The organism is Roseburia sp. 1XD42-34 (genome assembly GCF_009917385.1).
GTDB lineage: Bacteria > Bacillota > Bacilli > Bacillales > Amphibacillaceae > Virgibacillus.
Window position 1 is genome coordinate 134819 of the sequence record NZ_QWLJ01000002.1, and the last position, 18938, is coordinate 153756.

Genomic DNA, 18938 nt, shown 5'->3' on the forward strand with positions numbered 1-18938 from the left:
ATTTTTATGGAGAACTTATGAAGAAGTTGTGAAGATGTGTGTTTCAAAGGGAAGCGCATGATATGATTAGAAATAGCAAACGATAAAGCAAACGGACTTTATTTACCGTGATATAGATCCCGGATGAGGATCGGTTGTTTGAAGTAAGCCGCTTTCCTCAAATTCTAATGACGAAAACATGAAAAGCTGTATACACAATTTAATAGGGGAACTTTCATTAAGTGCTTGCATCCCCAATCAGTAGGATTCAAGAAGTAAGAGGGGGAAAAAGATATGACAAAGCTGCTAATAGTAGACGATGAAGAGATCATTCGTGAAGTATTACAAGCCTATTTTGAAAAAGAGGGGTGGGACATCCTATTTGCGGAAAATGGTCTAGAGGCATTGAAACAAATTAAAGATGGAAAGCCGGATATTATTATTCTTGATTTGATGTTACCGGATATTTCTGGGGAGGAAGTCTGCAGGTTAACAAGAAAAGACAGCGATGTTCCTATTATAATGCTGACTGCAAAATCAGCAGAGGACGATGTTATCAATGGTATTGTAATCGGAGCAGATGATTATGTTACCAAACCGTTTAGCCCGCGGGAAGTAGTAGTAAGGGCAAAAGGTTTACTCCGCCGTGTTTCTAAAACAAAGAAAAAAGATTTGTTCAGCTTCAACCATCAGGAATTAATGATTGATCATTTAAAAAAGGAAGTAACATTCGCTGGAGAGATTGTATCTTTGACACCGAATGAATATAAGCTGTTAGTAACGATGGCGAGTTACCCTGGAAGAGTTTACAGCAGAGGGGATTTGCTCGTAAAAATTCAAGAAGATGAGACTCTCTTTTTTGAAGGTTATGAGCGAAGTATTGATACACATATTAAAAATTTGCGAAAAAAAGTGGAGTATGATTCAAGAAATCCAAATTATATTTTAACGGTCTTTGGGATGGGCTACAAGTTTGGAGGCAAGCCGGATGAAATGGACACTACGTACTAAAATTTTTGTTTATTTATTAATTGTTTCCTTATGTGGTGTCTTTTTGACTAGTTTTTCCATATTTTTTGGAGTAGAGAATCAGTTCTCTAATTACTTGGAAGTAAGTAGGAAGGAAAAAACATCATTCATTGAAGAAGAAATCATACAAACGTATAAACAAACAGGTCGTTTAATAAGTGAACAGGCAAATAGCATGCTGCATGATCAAGCCATGACGGAAAATCTGTATTATACATTATATGATCGATCAGGAAATGTAGTAGCTGATACAACTAGGATGCAACGAATGATGCGTGGGATGGGGATGCACCAGCGAACGGAAACGGCAGACTACGAATCCAGTTCCCATACGATAAATGTAAATGGAAAAAAAATAGGCACAATGGAAGTCGTTTATCCTGTAGAACTTGTTGGTGAAGATTTTACTTTTTTGAAGTCGATTCAGCAAAATATTTTTATTGCGGTTATTGTGATTTTAGTGTTATCCATCTTATTTAGTTTCTTATTCTCAAGAAGATTAAGTGCTGGTTTTATGCACTTATCAACAGCTGTACAGGAATTAAAAAAGCATAAGCGGGTAAATGTACCTGTAGAAGATTTAAGTATTGAAATGAAGCAACTCGGCGAGTCGTTTAATGAACTCGCCAATTCTTTGACAAAAGAAGAAAAGTTAAGGAAACAATTCACAGCTGATTTTGCTCATGAACTCAGAACGCCATTAGCAACGTTACGAAGTCAATTGGAAGCATATCAAGATGGGATATGGGAGCCTACTCCTGAACGATTGCAAAAAAGTCATCATGAATTAATGCGTTTAGTCCGACTTGTAAATGAATTGGAAACATTGATTGCTGTAGAAAATCCGCAGAAAAAATTAAATTTTTCTACTTTGGAGGCAGGCAAAATCATTAGCTTGCTAGAAGATCAATTTCGGCCATCTTTTCAAAAAAAAAGGGTTACGCTACAGGCTAATCTACCGTTTAAAAAGACGCATTTTATGGCAGATCAGGATCGTGTTATACAAATTTTGACAAATCTGATCAACAATGCATTACAGTATACCCCAGAAGGAAAAACAGTAGCGATTTTTATGGAAGACAAAGAGGAATCCATCTGTTTCATTGTAAAAGATGAGGGAATAGGCATAAAGAAAGAGGATATTCCATTTTTATTTGAACGATTTTATCGAGGAGATAAATCCCGAGCAACAAAGACAGGTGGTATAGGCATTGGATTATCTATTGTTAAGGCGTTGGTTGATGCACATCATGCAACTATTGATTACGATAGTGAGGTTGGAGAAGGAACAACTGTTAAAGTTTGCTTTCCCAAAAAAAGAGATTCTTAAAGAGGTTGTTTAAAAAGTGCACTAAAAATGACACATCGCATTTCTTCGATAACTTGTTTCTCTGTTGCTTGGAAAGGGATCCCCCTTTTCCTTCTACATAAGAATGCGTTTCCTTTAGGATTCATGATCTCCTACTAAAACTGCCAAACGTCTTGTGACGGGCGTAGAAGTCCAAGCCCGTTACTCGAAACTTCACCGCCTTGAACTTCTTGTTCCTTTTTTCACCTTTTTGAACACGCACTAAAAGGTCATTTTCTATAACTTCGTGGAGCTTGAAAATAATGCTAAAGAATGGTGGAATAAACGAGGATGCTTCTTGTTTTTATCAATGGAATGTTAGGGGAAAGTGAAACGATTTGCGTTCGCTTTACGTAATGTATGTATAAACTTATCAATGATATAGGGAGGTATTTGGAATGAATCGAACAATTGAAAAGATTTTAGGCATTGTAGGATTCATCATGGATGGAGCTTTAGCCATTTTAGGAATCGTAGTAATTTTAATTATCAACAGTAGCGTTGGTTTGTTTGAAGGTACAATTGATCCTGCTGAATATGGTTTTTTCGATGATTTTGTATCTATTTTTTCTGTTTTTATTTGGATACCAATTATTGGCTGTATTATCAGCTTTGCTTTGGGGTTAATCGGGGTATTAAATATTAAACGAAATCCTAAAACTGCTGGTGGATTTTTTATTGCCGCTGCAGTTCTAAGTGGTTGGCTCTTGTTATCAGGTATTTTATTTCAATCGCTATTATATCTCGCAGCAGCAATTATGTGTTTTGTAAGAAAGCCAGAAGAAAAGGCAATATAAATCAAATACATCACTTCGTTTCAAGCAACTTGAAAACCATTTATCCTTATATAGAAAAAGGAATGAACGGCAGATAGTGGGTAAAGTCATCCGCCGATGATATACCCACTAATCATAGTATGCATCGTGTACCTAGAATGCTTCCAAAACGGGGAAAATACAACTTTTCCTCGCTTGCTTCGGGTAAGCTTACTAGGCATAAGCATTTTCTAGAAAATGACACCAATGAAGAAAAAAACAGAGCAAGTTGTTTTTTAACTCAAGTATATGTTACGCCAAACATCTCATTACGGTATTTGAAAATGCTACTCATTCAGCAGTACAGTATTAAAATCGTTGAGTAGTTAAATTAGATACATTGAACTATTTTGTAGGGTAAGCATATATAACATAACGGTCAGGAGCATCACCAATATAGGAAAATGGATAACAAGTTGACACGGTTAATACTTCGTCCTTACGGTCTGGATCAATGACAGTTGTGTCATCTGCAGCAACAATTTTATGATCTTGCATGGTATAGATGAATGTTCCGTGTTCCATTTTAACATGGAACTCATCGCCATCTTGTAATTTATCGAATTCTCGAAAAACAGTATCGCGATGACCAGATAATAAAATTTGTTTGTTTTCCCCGGGAAAACCTGTACCAGTATAATGTCCTACGCCTTGAGCAAGCTCTTCTTCATTCGCACCTTCAATAATCGGGATCTCTCGGTCCAGTTTTGGAATGGATAAGACTCCGATTGTATCTCCTTGTTTGATTTCATCATAATTAAATTTTTCGACATCTTCGACTTCAGAAATTATTTTATTAGAAACAAATGATTCCGCTTCATCCATCCGTTCATTTTCCAATGCTTTTGAGTTATATAATTGAAATCCGCCATAACTAAGAATAGCTATTCCACACACTATTAAAATGATTGATAATGCTCTTAGCACATCCATCCACCTCAACCCATTAATCATATTCGCTATAAATCCTTTACTAGCCGGAAAAATCTATTTCTTAAACGTCATTACCTTAAGCATATAGTATCTTTAATACGTTCGTAAAGTATCATCTGTTTTATATAGCACTCATTGGTTACGAGTTATAACTAATTTGTTGGTAGACTCTTTTTTTGGAATAGTCATCTGAAATGGTGTGAAAAAGTGACATATTGAACACCAACTAGATAAAGACTGAACTTTAGATTCACCTCATAAACATAATTACTAAACAAAGCTGCTGTCTGTTGTGGCTATAAATAAATTGCTGGTTTGTAACCTTTGGACAGCTTTTGTTAATACTTCTTCTGGCTGGACTAAACCGATCCGAACGTAACCTTCTCCTGCAGGACCAAAAGCATTCCCAGGAACTACGACAATTCCTGCTTCATCCATTAATTGATAAGTGAACTCAGTAGACGTATATGATTTCGGCACTTTTGCCCAAATAAACATGGAGGCTTTCGGTGGAGCAACTTTCCACCCGGCTTCATGAAGGCCTGAAACTAACAGATCTCTACGTGCTTTATAGACGGATCTTAATGTCTGTGTGAATGCAGTAGCATTTTCTAATGCACGGATAGCTGTTTTTTGAATGGGCAAAAAAACTCCAAAATCCAGATTAGATTTTAACTGTTTTAGTCCATCAACGATGGCTTCATTTCCTACAATATACCCTATTCTGCATCCTGCTAAATTAAAGCTCTTAGAGAAGGAATTAAACTCTACCCCAACTTCTTTCGCACCTTCGATAGAAAGGAAGCTAATTGGCTTTTCGTCATAATAAAGCTCGGAATATGCAAAATCATGAAGAACCGCAATGTTATATTTTTTAGCAACTGTCACTACTTTTTCGAAAAATTCTTTCGTGGCTAGAGCAGGTACAGGATTTCCCGGGAAATTAAGAATCATCATTTTAGATTTTTGCAATATTTCTCTTGGAATAGTATCGAGATCTGGAAGAAAATGATTTTCTTCTTTTAGGGGCATGAAATAAGGCTCTGCCTCAGCTAATGCAATCCCTGTATGATATGCTGTATAGCCTGGGTCAGGTAAAAGTATAGTATCCCCGGGATTAGTTAGCACCATGGGCAAATGGACAAGACCGTCTTGAGATCCCATTACCATAAGTGCTTCCTGCTTTGATTTAACAGGTACGTTGTATTGCCTACCATAAAATGTGGCGATTGCTTGGTGTAAATCATCTATACCAGTTAATGTATAACCATATTGTTTAGGATCTTGCACCTGTTTTGTCAATTCGTCTATTACAAATTGAGCTGGTGGAAGATCAGGGCTTCCCACACTAAGGTCGATCATATCCACTCCTTCACTCATTTTTTCCTTTTTATAACTAGAAAGTTCATTAAAAATAGATGTTTGAAAAAGTTTCATTTTGTCAGCTAGGTTTATATTCATCTGTTACCACCTCATCGTTGTGAATCCTTATACTGAAATTAGTATGATTATACCACTATCATCAATAGAATGGTGCGTGGAACTAAAAATTTTCAAAAAGAATTTTTAATTTTATATCTGTAGCTACTTATATGTATAGTAAAGATAAGGGTGAAATTTAGCCACCAAGTTAAATTTACTATTTTGTTCCCGAGCAAGCTTATAAAATTGTCGCCACATATGCTACAGACTAAAATAACCAAACTAAGACAATAGGAGCGATTTCTTCATGTATTGTCTACCACAAGCCGTGGGATAAATGAAGAACCCTACTGACGGAAGATATACTTTATTGAATAATTAATTAAAAAATTTAGAAAATTAACTTGACAGTAAAAATAGGAATAGTTAGAATAATGGATAAGGTAAGGAGGAAGAGAGTCGTTATGTCTTTAAAAGAAAGGAAAGTAGCAGAAAAGAAAGAAGAAATAATTCGTATGGCTATACATGTTCTATCTGAAAAAGGGTACCACGGTACAACAATGGAGGAAATTGCTACAAATTTATTAATGACAAAGGGTACGGTATATTACTATTTTAAGGATAAGCAAGAGTTGCTTTACCATAGCCAAATCATGTTATTGAACCGAAGCCTGCAGCAAATACAAGAGGTTAAACAACAGCAGATTCCTGTGGAGGAAAAATTAAAAAAGTCGATTATTGCTCATATTGAATACTTATTGGAAGAGCGATCAGGGTTCGAACTAATGCTAAAACCTGAACAAATTTTTTCTTCGGAACAATTAGCAGTTATTTTTAAGCTAAGAGATACGTATGGGGAATTTTTTGATCAAATGATTACAGAAGGAATAGAGGAAAATGTCTTTCATGCAGCAGATGTGAAGGTTGTGCGAAATATTATTTTAGGTGCTATGAACTGGGTAACACAATGGTATAAAGAAGATGGTCAAAAAAGCAGGAAAGAGCTAGCAGAGGATATTGCTGTATATTTGCAGCGAATTTTAATAAAACAGGAGGAGAATAAATGGAAATAGCAAATAGGGTAGCGGTTGTTACTGGTGGTGCATCTGGTCTTGGTGAAGCTACAGTAAGACAAATTGTAGCAGAAGGCGGGAAGGTAGCTATTTTTGACGTTGCAAGAGAAAACGGCACTGCATTAGCGGAAGAGCTTGGCAGCCAAGTAGTATTTTACCACGTAGATGTAACCAATGAAGCTAGTGTGCAGACTGCTTTAGAAAGCACAATAGAACAATTTGAACAAGTTAATATACTTGTTAATTGTGCAGGAATTGGGGTTGCGGAAAAGACAGTTGGTAAAAAAGGAGTGCATGATTTAACAACGTTTAAAAACGTGATTGAGGTCAATCTCGTTGGAACATTTAATGTCCTTCGCCTTACTGCTGATAAAATGGCTGAAAATATACCAAATGAAACCAACGAAAGAGGCGTTATTATTAACACAGCTTCAGTAGCAGCATATGAGGGGCAAATCGGTCAAGCAGCATACAGTGCTTCTAAAGGAGGAATTACGGGAATGACTCTTCCTATTGCTAGAGATCTATCGTCATTGAGAATTCGGGTTATGACGATTGCCCCCGGGTTGTTTGCAACGCCATTATTTGCTTCATTACCGGAAGAAGCAAAGGAGGCGTTAGGTAAAATGACACCGTTTCCATCGAGACTAGGTTATCCTGAAGAGTATGCACACCTAGTTAAAAGTATTATTGAGAATCCAATGCTAAATGGAGAAACCATAAGGATAGATGGGGCGATTCGAATGCAACCGAAATGATAATTACTCGGTAACGTTGTAAATAAGGAGGTTATGGAATGGAGCGAACTTTTTTACAGGAGGAACATGCTATCTTTCGTCAGTCGCTAAGGAAATTTTTAGAAAAAGAGGCAGCGCCTTATTTTACAGACTGGGAGGAAAATCGGCAAATTCCACGATCATTCTGGCAAAAGGCAGGAGAGCAAGGCTATCTCTGCTCATGGGCTAAAGAAGACTACGGTGGTCTCGAAGCAGACTTCGGATATGCGGTTGTGTTAAATGAAGAACTAGAAAGAATAGGAACCGCGATGGTTGGACTAGGGTTACATAATGATATTGTAATGCCCTATATCGAAACGTATGGTACAGAGTCCCAAAAAAAACGGTGGCTGCCTGGAGCAATTAAAGGTGAAATTATTTCTGCTATTGCTATGACTGAGCCGGAAGCTGGATCAGACTTAGCTGCAATCAAAACTACGGCAATAAGAGACGGAGACTCTTATATTGTAAATGGAGAGAAAACCTTTATTACAAATGGCTATACGGCAGATGTAGTAGTTGTCGTTTGTAAAACAGACCCATATGCAAAACCTGCTCATAAGGGAATTAGTTTAATCGTTGCAGAAACTGGAACCCCTGGTTTTCGCAAAGGGAAAAAACTAAAAAAGATTGGTCAGCATGCCAATGACACATGCGAAATAATTTTTGAGGATGCACGTCTGCCGAGTGAAAATCTACTTGGGGAGGAAGGAAAGGGATTTTATTATTTAATGGAAAAGCTACAACAGGAACGGCTAATCGTTAGCTTGCAGAGTATTACTGCTGCAAAGGAAATGATCGCCTTAACAAGTGATTATGTGAAGCAGCGAAAAGCATTCGGGCGCAGGATTAGTGAATTCCAAAATACACAATTCCAAATCGCGGAACTGTATACGGAGTGGCAAATTGGTACTGTGTTTGTCGACCGTTTGATAGAAAAACATATGGCAGGAGAACAGATTACAACGGAAGTCTCGATGGCGAAATGGTGGACGACCGATTTAGTAAAAAAGGTAGCTGCAATATGTATGCAGCTACATGGGGGATATGGTTACATGGAGGAATTTGAAATTGCAAGACGCTATCGTGATGTTGCGGTATCCTCTATTTATGCAGGGTCAAATGAAATTATGAAAATGATGATTGCGAAAAAGATTGGTTTAGTTGAAAGTAACTTTTAGGAAATAGGTAAAAAAGATCTAAAAAAATTAGCCACATCTTTGAAAGGGTTCCCATGTCAGTGGTATTTAGCTTCTATAAGTGAGGGATGGAGGTTTATTTTAGGAGATAAGAAAGTATAAAAATTTTGGCTTTGGGATACCGATATAACGGAATAGCCATGTCCGGCTTAAGAGCCCAGCAACTAGGCGACTTAACTCCATTGCTCTACGATAAGTCATCATCGGTTAGTGGTTAAGAGGAAGGCCGACTAAGAGCGGGCTTGCCGCTCAGGTGTCGGCATAATCCTGTTGCAGGATCATGATTCCTAAAACTTTAGTTGATTCTGTCCAGTCGCTACGTTGTTGAACGGGCGCTCGCGCTTGTTTACGGGGATGGTTAGGTGGACAGGACGACTATCTACTTTTTTAGAAGGTGAAGCTCACTGAAAAGTTTTACTTGGTTTATCACTCGAATAAGAATATACATTTATCATGAAAGGATGATCCATATTGCGTGAAGCGGTAATTATAGAAGCGGTAAGAACACCGGTAGGGAGAAAAAATGGAATGTTGTCAGCTACACGTGCAGAAGATTTAGCTGCAATACCTTTGCAAGAATTAATTAACCGAACAGGTATCTCTCCTGCACTTGTAGAAGACGTGATTTATGGTTGTGTTTCTCAAGTAGGGGAACAGGCTTTTGATATTGCTAGACAGGCTGCATTAATTGCTGGTTTTCCAGTGGAGGTTCCTGGGACAACCATTGATCGTCAATGTGGATCAAGTCAGCAAGCGGTACATTTTGCCTCGCAAGCAATTATTAGCGGAGATATGGATGTGGTGATAGCTGGTGGCGTTGAACATATGACACGTGTGCCGATGGGCTCAAATATGAAAGGAGTTACGATTAATGAAAATCTAGCCGCTAAATATGAGATGGTTAATCAAGGTATATCAGCAGAACGAATTGCAGATAAGTGGGGATTTAGTCGTCAACAGTTGGATGAATTTTCGCTTGCAAGCCATAAGAAAGCGATTGCAGCAATGAAATCAGGCTATTTTACAGCGGAAACGGTGCCAATAGAAGTGAATGCTTCAGATGGTTCGCAGGCGCTGTTTAATCAGGATGAAGGTCCTAGAGAGCAAACGAATTTGGATAAATTGAAAGAGTTAAAGGCTGCGTTTCAAGAAGGAGGAAAAATTACTGCGGGAAATTCTAGTCAAATAAGTGACGGTGCAGCAGCTGTTTTATTAATGTCACGTGAGAAGGCAGATGAATTGGGGCTCAAGCCGAGGTTCCGAGTAGTGGCACGTACAGTGGTTGGTTCTGATCCTACACTTATGTTGACAGGTCCAATACCAGCGACTGAGAAAGTATTACGTACCGCTCGATTATCCATTTCAGATATCGATGTTTTTGAAGTAAATGAAGCGTTTGCTTCAGTCCCATTAGCTTGGCTGCAAGAAACGGGGGCAGATCCAAACCGACTAAATCCAAACGGTGGGGCAATTGCTCTTGGGCATCCGCTTGGAGCTAGTGGCGCGCGTTTAATGACTACGATGCTGTATGAACTGGAGCGAACGGGCGGACGTTATGGATTGCAAACGATGTGTGAAGGTCATGGAATGGCAAATGCAACCATTATTGAACGGTTGCCATAAGAGAAAAAACGGAAAGCTAGTAGTATATATACTTTTTTAGAAGTCATTAAATTTAAAAAATCGGAGGTGGAAGTTTGCCGCTTACATCAATCCGGGTGCTTGATTTGACCCGTTTGTTACCAGGTCCTTATTGTTCTATGATGCTTGCGGATTTTGGAGCAGAAGTGATTAAAATTGAAGATAAAGAAATGGGAGATTATGCACGAAGATATACGCCTTTACTAGATGAAGATAGTGCTATATTTCATGCGTTAAATCGGAATAAAAAAAGTGTTTGTCTGGATTTGAAGTTAGAAAAGGACAAAGCACGTTTTTTGAAAATGGCGGAAGATGCTGATGTTGTACTGGAATCCTTTCGACCAGGCGTTATGAAAAAACTCGGTGTGGATTATGAAGTTTTAAAAACGATCAATCCTCGCATCATTTATTGCTCGATTACAGGGTATGGTCAAACTGGACCATATGCCCAAGAGGCAGGACATGATATTAATTACCTTAGCTATGCTGGTTTATTACATCTTATGGGGGAGCAGGGTGGGAGGCCAAATATACCAGCCACTCAAATTGCCGATATAGGCGGTGGGGCGTATCCCGCAGCCTTAGGCATCTTGCTTTCCTTATGGGAAAGGGAGTCTTCAGGGAAAGGGCAATTCATCGATATTTCTATGCTGGATGGAGTTATCGCTTGGCTACAAGCGACCTTACCGAATTATTTAGCTACAAATCAATTACAAGAGCGAGGAACCCATCAATTAAGTGGGGCGCTTGCTTGCTATAACGTATATGAAACTCAAGATAGTCGTTGGTTAGCAGTTGGTGCGTTGGAGCCTAAATTTTGGCGGGCATTTTGTGAGACGATTGGTAGAGAAGGGCTTGTTTCACAACAGCATGCCAGCTTACAAGAACAACATCGGTTGAAATATGAAGTTCAGACTGTTATTCAGCAAAAAACATTAGCAAAATGGTTACAATTATTTGAACATGTAGAAGCTTGTGTTACTCCGGTTCGAAACTTCACTGAAGTAGTGGATGACCCACAAGTAAAGGCGCGGAATATGATTATATCTCTTCCTCATCCAACTTTAGGTACAGTAAACCAAATTGGAATACCAATTAAGCTTTCTAAAACTCCTGGAAGAGTTTCCTCTTTGGCGCCTAAGCATGGTGAACATACCGAACTGTTTGTTTCGACTTCTCGTTCAGCAGAAAATGATAAGTGATCGAAGGCCGATGAAGCTGATAAGTCCAATGCTCCATTCGTCCACTAAAAAAAGAATTGTTTTGTTATGTACTCGGTATATAAAATACTGTAAGTGCATCATTTCGAAGAGTTGGATCATCTGCATTACAACAAATCGGAGTGAAAGATAGCAGTACTTAATGGCTTTTCTTGTAAGCGTATTCATGCATTTTCAGCGCATCCTTACCAGCAGCGGAGAGGAATGAATGTATTATTAATTGAAGATTCATTTTTATGAATAAAAGTAGGAATGTGGGAAGGGTAGATAAAGTTAGCTTTAGCAAAATTTAACTCGGCTATTTATCCCGCATGTAAGAGTCCGTAAGACTCCACTTCGAAACCTTGAGTAGAAACAAAAGATCTAAGTGGGAGAAAACGACACTTAAATGCCCAATCAAGTTCAAGGGCCTTTAGGTCATACACTGGCGGTACTAACTTGCAGTAGGGGATGGAAGAAAATGCCTACGCAATGAGGTTTTATTTATCGCTTTTTAATGTATTCATATAAATAACATTTTCTCTAGGGCAATGATTTATCCCCGTTTTATACGGCGGTTGCTGCTTATAAATAAAGTTGTCTAGTCCTAGCTCTAGTTTTAGATAAGAACTTGCGTATATATCTAGCTCAAATAGCCCAAGTAATTGATTTCTTACACTTCAAACCTACTATGAAGGTATATAAGCCCACAGCTTTCTTAGGTAGATCAAGGGGAGAATTGATTAAATAGGGATAAAAACCAACTTAACGGGAGGGATAGATTTGAATTTAGGAATGACGTTAGCGAGAAATGCTCGGCAAATTCCAGAAAAAAAGGCGGTTATTTTTGGAGATATTTCCTATACGTATAAGCAGTTGAATGAAAAAGTAAACCAACTTGCCAATGGATTAATAGCTCATCGAATAAAGAAAGGTGAAAAAATCGCTATTTTAATGAAAAATTCGGATCAATTCATGATCGTTTTTTACGCTATTATGAAAGTAGGTGCTATTGCTGTTCCAATTAATTTTCGTCTAACAGCCGTAGAAGTTCGGTATATTGTAGAGGACTCAGACGCGGCAGTGATATTTTTCGATAGATCGTACGCCACATTGGTTAGCCAAGTAGTAGAAAATAATAAAAATATTAAACTACAGGTTTGTGTTGGTAATAAGACAGAGAAGAACCAGATAACGATGAATGCAATTAGGAATGACAATGTATCAGAACCTGTTGTTGAAGTTTTGGAATCAGACGATGCAGAAATATTATACACATCTGGCACCACAGGTAATCCAAAAGGGGCAGTATTTGATCACCATCGTATTCTTTATGTTGCATTTACCTCTGCAATTATGATGAAGATGGGTCCTGAAGACAACTTACTGCATGTGGCACCGTTATTTCACTCTGCACAGTTAAATTTATTTATGATAACAGGGACCTTGTTAGGTTCTATGCACGTTATTCAACAGGATTTTCAACCCGACCTTGTCTTACAGGCAATTGAGCATTATGAAATAAGCCTTTTCTTTGCTGTTCCAACGATGTATAACTTTTTGCTTCAAGTTCCAAATTACGAAAAATACGATCTAACATCTGTCAAACGATGCGGATACGGATCTGCCCCCATGCCAACAGCTTTAATACAAAAAGCGATGACATTGTTTGGGCATAAGCAATTTTTTAATATGTGTGGTTTAACAGAAGCCGGACCAGGCGGAGTCTTATTACTGCCAGATGAACATAAAACAAAAATGGGTGCAGGTGGAAAGGCAATGCTTTGCACGGAAGTGAGAGTTGTAAATGAACGAGGAGAAGATGTGGCCCCGTTTGAAACAGGCGAATTTATTATTAAAAGTGAAATGGTAATGAAGGAATACTATAAAAATCCAGAAGAAACAAGACAAGCGCTTCGCGATGGCTGGCTTTATACCGGTGATTTAGCCACCATGGATGAGGATGGTTATGTGACGCTAGTCGATCGAAAAAAAGACATGATCATTTCTGGTGGTGAGAATATTTATTCTACAGAGGTAGAACAAGTCCTTTATCAATATCCGGACATATTAGAAGCTGCAGTGATTGGACTGCCAGATGAAGTCTGGGGAGAAAAAGTAGTAGCCATTGTGGTAGGGAAAAAAGGGGAAAACCTAGATGAAGAAGCACTAAAATTATTTTGTTCCGAGCGTCTTGCAAGCTATAAAGTGCCAACAGAAATTATTGTTAAAGATACTATTCCTCGAAATGCGTCTGGAAAAATTTTAAAATACCGCCTCAGAGAAGCATTGTCCTAAGGAGGAAAGGGTTATTTCAAGAAGGAGTGAGTTAATATGATGAATCGTCCACTATTAGTAAGATCTTTAATAGAACGGGCGGAAAGTTACTTCCCCAAAAAGGAAGTCGTGTCACGGTCGGCAAATCGTATCCAACGTTTAACATATCGAGAGATTGGTGGAAGAGTGAGAGCTTTAGCTCATGCATTAGAAAGATTAGGGATACAAAAAGGAGATCGTGTGGGGACCTTTGCGTGGAATCATCATCGGCATTTGGAAGCTTATTTTGCGGTTCCGTCGATCGGAGCGATCCTGCATACGATTAATATTCGCTTATCAACAGATCACTTAGCGTATATTATTAATCATGCCGAAGATAAAATAATTCTCGTCGATGTAGAATTGCTGCCTGCCATTGAAAATATAGCGGATCAGCTGCGTACGGTACAAACAATTATTGTTATGTCAGATGAAATAAACATTCCTTCATGCAAACTGCAGACGCTGTTAAATTATGAGCAACTTATTAAAGAGGCTGATTCCACTTTTTCGTTTGTTCAGGATATGAGTGAAGAAGACGCGGCCGGGTTATGCTATACATCAGGGACAACAGGTAAGCCTAAGGGAGTTGTCTATTCGCATCGAGGACTTGTTCTGCATGCTATGGCGCTAAGTCTAGCTGACACTTCCGCTGTGTCTGAATCCGATGTTTCGATGCCGGTTGTTCCTATGTTTCATGCCAATGCTTGGGGGATGCCACACGCTGCGACTTGGTCTGGAGCGAAACAAGTGCTACCTGGTCCATTTCCAACACCGGCGATTTTAGCAAACTTAATGGAAACAGAAAATGTGACTATTTCAGCAGGCGTGCCGACGATTTGGCTAGGTTTAGTAAAAGAATTAGAGCAAAAAAGGTATCAACTCGATAGTTTGCGTGGGATATTATGTGGCGGAGCTGCAGCACCAAAGGGAATGATCCAGGCGTTTGAAAGCAAATATGGTATTCCGTTTTATCATGCCTATGGAATGACTGAAACAACACCACTAGCCCTGTTTTCTCGACTAAAGAGTTACCAAAAACAACTTCCTGAAGCAGAGCGTTTGGAATTGAAATCAAAGCAGGGAATGGCAGTTCCAGGTGTTGAAATTAAAGCAGTAAATGAAAATGGAACCATTAAAAATGATGGGAAGGAAATGGGAGAGTTATTAATACGAGGCCCTTGGATTGCAGATTCCTACTATAAAGATGAACGAAGTGAAGAATCATTTAGAGATGGATGGTTATACACTGGCGATGTGGTAACTATTGATGAAGAAGGTTTTGTAAAAATTGTGGATCGAACTAAAGATTTGATCAAAAGTGGCGGTGAGTGGATTTCATCTGTCGAATTGGAAAATGCATTAATGGCTCATGAAGCAGTCTACGAGGCTGCCGTTGTGTCTGTTCCTCATGTTAAATGGCAAGAACGCCCTGTTGCCTGTGTAGTGCTGCAAGAAGGTTACGATACTGTGGTGACAAAAGAAGATCTATTCACATTTTTAAAACCACAATTTGCTAAATGGTGGTTACCGGATACTATCTTATTTATGGATGAACTGCCAAAAACCTCTGTGGGGAAATTTTTAAAAACAGCGTTGCGGGAGGAAGTAAAAAAACAGTTAGCCACGAGTGATGATTATAAGGGAGATTAGTGCGTTAATGTATAAGCAAAAGATTTACTATAGTGAAAATAAGTAAACCTGCAAATGCTCTTTTCTTTTTAAAGAAGATAAAAAAGTATAATTTTTGTTGCTTTGGGATACCGATCTAACGGAATAGCCACGTCCGGCGCAAGCGCCCAGCAACTAGGCAACTTGACGAATCGCCCTACGATAAGTCATCATTGGTTCGTGCCACACCATGATTCCTAAAACTTTAGTTGCTTCGCTCCAGACGCTACGTTGCTAAACTGGCGCCTGCGCCTTTGTTCAAAAGTTGACTATTACTTTTACAACCAGAATGCATACTTTGCGAATCCTAGTTTCTTTATATGAAAAAAAACGTTAAGATTTCATTTGCAAGGCATTTTAATAGGAAAATGTTTAATTAACAGGTAAACTATGAGTATAGTAATAGCGCTTACAATGATAGTTTGCTTTGTTCAATTATAACATAAAGAATAGACAAACTCGATAATAATAAAGTAGAAGAAAAATAGGCAAACATAGAAGCGCGTAGTATGTAAGAAAAGTCACTTGACTCAGCATTTAATTTTACTTAAAAAGGAGAGGTTAATATGAATGCTAAGCAAGTAGTTTATGTGAACGAGTTCACTAATGGTATATTGGACCCAAATCAAAGCATGAAATATGTAGTTAAGGATGGGGGGAATATTATAGCTAACACCACACCAGGTTGCTGGGGACCAATGATCACACCGGCTTTAAAAGGTGGTCACGAGGTGACTAAACCTGTTTATGTGGAGGGAGCAAAAGTCGGGGATGCTGTTGCTATTGAGATAAAATCAATTGAAGTCACTTCTTTAGCTACAGCTTCGGGAAATGATAAACCAGTGGAGGGACGTTTTAAAGGCGACCCTTTTGTTGCTGCAACATGTCCAGAATGTGGAACAATTAATCCAGAAACCGAGTTAAAAGGGATTGGCGAACAGGCGGTTCATTGTAAAAAATGCGATGCAGATATAACTCCGTTTACATTCACACATGCCTATACGATGGCATTCAATGAGCAAAACTCTGTTGGGTTAACGTTAAATAAAGAGGCTGCGGAGAAAGTGGCTAAAGATGGAAAAGCATATATGTCTACTCCTGAAAATTCCATTCAAAATCCAATTGTAGCTTTTGCTCCCCATAGCATGCCTGGGACAATTGCCAGGGTACGTCCGTTTCTAGGTCAGTTAGGAACAACCCCTGCTCGCGCATTGCCAGATTCTCATAACGCGGGTGATTTTGGGCAATTTTTAATTGATGCACCGCATGACTATGGAATTAGGAAGGAAGACTTAGCAGATCGCACGGATGGGCATATGGATATTAATCGAGTTCGTGCTGGAGCTATTGTTATTTGTCCAGTTAAAGTAGAAGGTGCAGGCGTTTACCTTGGGGATATGCATGCAATGCAAGGTGATGGAGAGATAGCAGGACATACGACAGATGTAGCGGGGATTGTAAGTCTCAAAGTGAGTGTATTAAAGGATATGAAAGTAGATGGACCAATTATTCTACCAGTCTATGAGGATCTTCCTTATTTAGCTAAGCCTTTTACAACGGTTGAACAGCAACAGGCAAGGCAATTGGCAGAAGAATGGGAGATTCAGGAGATAGTTGAAATGTACCCAATATCATTTGTTGGATCTGGCGCTGATTTAAATGAAGCCACAACTAATGGGATGGAAAGGGCAGCATCTTTTTTGGGCATTTCCGTTCCTGAAGTAATGAACCGTGCAACGATTAACGGTTCGATAGAAATTGGTCGTCATCCTGGTGTGGTAACTGTTACATTCCTTACTCCGAATAGGTATTTGCAGCAACAAGGGATACTTGAGATCGTAAAGAAACAATATCAATATGAAAATTAGCTTTTGAAAAGCTAACACCGAATAAGCAAAGAATGAAATTTGATATATCCTGTGTCGCAATAATAAAATCTGGCATGGGGTATATTTTTTTCTAAACATCTCTAAACATTTTTACCTAAGTTACGTGATTTTGGTTTATGTTGAATATGCTTCTTTACATACAAAAAATCGGGGGGAATATTTGTAACCTCTTATCACTAGCTAGTTTAAAGATTGTTTATTAATTAACTTCTTTTAGGAAATTATTTACATAAAAAATAAAATGAGTAACAAAGGGGACATAATCCTATCTTGAAAAATTATGTCCACATAAAAGGATGCTGATTTACCAAACAGCATCCTTCGAAACTGAAATAAAATGGATCTCCTAAAAAGACTCAGACAAGTGGTTATTAATTTCCTGATAAAAACAATCCAATTTGCGCCAGTAAAGCACTGCCTGCATATGTGCCTGTAAAGACAAAAATAGCTACAATCGCAACTTTCCATGACGTGTTTCGTAAATCAACGAGTCGGTTAGCGACAGAAATACCTGCAAAGGTTAGTATAGGCGTTGTAATCGATAGAAAGTCAACTGCTTGGATGGCTTGGACAAAAAAATCGGATATTAAACATAGTATAAGAGAAGTAATGGATACCCAGCCCAAAATGGGAAAATCGCGAATGATTTTCACTGGGGATTTTTGCATTATATCGGAAAAAATAATACCAAACATGGAGAAGAGCCATAATACCCCAAGACCAACAAATGTCATGGATGTAATAGGCGTAGAATCAGGGTTTTTGATTAATTTTATTTCCATCGTAAACAAAATTAATGCTACACTTAACAGAAGGATCAAACCATATTTTACATATTTGTTTAATTGTATATTCATTTGTTGTCACCTCGGACCAGTTTCTTATACATAAATGCTTGAATCGGAGCAGCCAAAAATACCATTGTGAATGTACCGAGAAAACTGGTTAGTAGTTGACTTGCAGAAGCATATGCTAGGATAGTGCTTTCCATCTCCGGAATTCGAGCTACTAATGTTGCAGAAGCCGCACTCATCATACTACCTGAACCAACACCTGATGCCATGGCTAGTGCCTCTACTCGTATCCCTAAATCAAGTAAAATCGGTGCAAACACACTGAAAAAGATAGCTCCAAATAATGTCCCAATTATATAAATGGATAGAACGCCTCTTCCTTCTTTGGATTCAAGTGTATATTTTTCGGAAATGTACGCAAGCTCTCCTTCACGGCCGATACCTAATGTAGCACCAATTGCTTCACGTCGTAAGCCTAATAAAAGTGCGATTGGCAATCCAAGGAATACGGTCCCTAAATTTCCCAGCTCTTGAATGATAAATACCCAGCCAATTTGCAGGATTTCTCTAATTTGTGGAGCGACGTCGGCACCATATCTAGCCATTAACGGCAGCATAATGAAAATGAGATATTTTCCTGCAAAATGAATATTATTATCGCTGTAGATTTTTTTCCAAATCCCTTTACGAAATACTTTAAGACCTAAAAACATGGTTAATAAAATGGCAAAAACTAACGGAAGTAATCCGATAGTAAACGAGCCTATCGGTATAGCTTGAAAGCCGATAAATTCTGAAATAGTAATAATGAATAATGCAAAAACGAGTAAGTAAAGAAAATTTTTGTTCATGTG

At 38.4% G+C, this 18938-nt stretch carries 15 protein-coding genes; 11 read left to right on the top strand and 4 right to left on the bottom strand.

Annotation, left to right across the window (positions count from 1 at the left end):
- The first annotated feature begins 273 nt into the window (after nt 1–273).
- The 3 genes from D1839_RS01720 to D1839_RS01730 all read left to right on the top strand — a co-directional run bounded on the left by D1839_RS01720 (nt 274) and on the right by D1839_RS01730 (nt 3153).
- Nucleotides 274–990, top strand: a complete 717-nt coding sequence (locus D1839_RS01720) for a response regulator (protein ID WP_120378168.1) — start codon at nt 274–276, stop codon at nt 988–990.
- The gene (locus tag D1839_RS01725) at nt 968–2338 is read left to right on the top strand and encodes a sensor histidine kinase (protein WP_120378169.1); all 1371 of its coding nucleotides are present in this window, start codon (nt 968–970) and stop codon (nt 2336–2338) included. Before D1839_RS01720 ends, D1839_RS01725 begins: the two co-directional genes overlap by 23 nt.
- 416 nt (nt 2339–2754) lie before the next feature.
- Complete coding sequence (locus D1839_RS01730; protein ID WP_120378170.1) at nt 2755–3153, top strand: DUF4064 domain-containing protein; 399 nt, start codon at nt 2755–2757, stop codon at nt 3151–3153.
- Nucleotides 3154–3516: 363 nt separating this feature from the next.
- On the opposite strand, the gene D1839_RS01735 is transcribed toward D1839_RS01730, so the two are convergent.
- Nucleotides 3517–4098: a class D sortase gene (locus D1839_RS01735; protein ID WP_199689895.1), complete on the bottom strand. Its 582-nt coding sequence runs from the start codon at nt 4096–4098 to the stop codon at nt 3517–3519.
- A 276-nt stretch (nt 4099–4374) separates the two neighbouring features.
- The gene (locus D1839_RS01740) at nt 4375–5565 is read right to left on the bottom strand and encodes an LL-diaminopimelate aminotransferase (protein ID WP_120378172.1); all 1191 of its coding nucleotides are present in this window, start codon (nt 5563–5565) and stop codon (nt 4375–4377) included.
- A 425-nt stretch (nt 5566–5990) separates the two neighbouring features.
- On the opposite strand from D1839_RS01740, the gene D1839_RS01745 reads away from it, so the two are divergent.
- The 8 genes from D1839_RS01745 (at nt 5991) to D1839_RS01780 (ending at nt 17269) form a co-directional block, all read left to right on the top strand.
- Nucleotides 5991–6599: a TetR/AcrR family transcriptional regulator gene (locus tag D1839_RS01745; protein ID WP_120378173.1), complete on the top strand. Its 609-nt coding sequence runs from the start codon at nt 5991–5993 to the stop codon at nt 6597–6599.
- Nucleotides 6590–7357 carry a 3-hydroxyacyl-CoA dehydrogenase gene (locus D1839_RS01750; protein ID WP_120378174.1) on the top strand — a complete coding sequence of 256 codons (768 nt, stop codon included), beginning with the start codon at nt 6590–6592 and terminating at the stop codon, nt 7355–7357. The genes D1839_RS01745 and D1839_RS01750 overlap by 10 nt, the downstream gene beginning before the upstream one ends.
- Nucleotides 7358–7395: 38 nt before the next feature.
- Complete coding sequence (locus tag D1839_RS01755) at nt 7396–8556, top strand: acyl-CoA dehydrogenase family protein (RefSeq protein ID WP_120378175.1); 1161 nt, start codon at nt 7396–7398, stop codon at nt 8554–8556.
- A gap of 489 nt (nt 8557–9045) precedes the next feature.
- Complete coding sequence (locus D1839_RS01760; protein ID WP_120378176.1) at nt 9046–10197, top strand: thiolase family protein; 1152 nt, start codon at nt 9046–9048, stop codon at nt 10195–10197.
- A gap of 74 nt (nt 10198–10271) precedes the next feature.
- Nucleotides 10272–11417 (top strand): CaiB/BaiF CoA transferase family protein, encoded by a 1146-nt coding sequence (locus tag D1839_RS01765; protein ID WP_120378177.1) that lies wholly within the window; start codon nt 10272–10274, stop codon nt 11415–11417.
- 780 nt (nt 11418–12197) lie between these two features.
- On the top strand, nt 12198–13712 hold the full coding sequence (locus D1839_RS01770) for a class I adenylate-forming enzyme family protein (RefSeq protein ID WP_166554431.1): 1515 nt from the start codon (nt 12198–12200) through the stop codon (nt 13710–13712).
- Nucleotides 13713–13748: 36 nt separating this feature from the next.
- Entirely contained in the window at nt 13749–15383 is a 1635-nt protein-coding gene (locus tag D1839_RS01775) for a long-chain fatty acid--CoA ligase (RefSeq protein ID WP_120378179.1), read from the top strand.
- 584 nt (nt 15384–15967) lie between these two features.
- A complete protein-coding gene (locus tag D1839_RS01780; RefSeq protein WP_120378180.1) occupies nt 15968–17269 on the top strand; it encodes an acetamidase/formamidase family protein in 1302 nt (433 codons plus the stop codon).
- 392 nt (nt 17270–17661) lie between these two features.
- Here D1839_RS01780 and D1839_RS01785 read toward each other — a convergent pair whose 3' ends face one another.
- A complete protein-coding gene (locus tag D1839_RS01785; protein ID WP_120378181.1) occupies nt 17662–18147 on the bottom strand; it encodes a hypothetical protein in 486 nt (161 codons plus the stop codon).
- Nucleotides 18144–18935, bottom strand: coding sequence for a DUF3100 domain-containing protein (locus D1839_RS01790; RefSeq protein WP_120378182.1), 792 nt, complete (start codon nt 18933–18935; stop codon nt 18144–18146). Before D1839_RS01790 ends, D1839_RS01785 begins: the two co-directional genes overlap by 4 nt.
- Nucleotides 18936–18938: the final 3 nt, after the last annotated feature.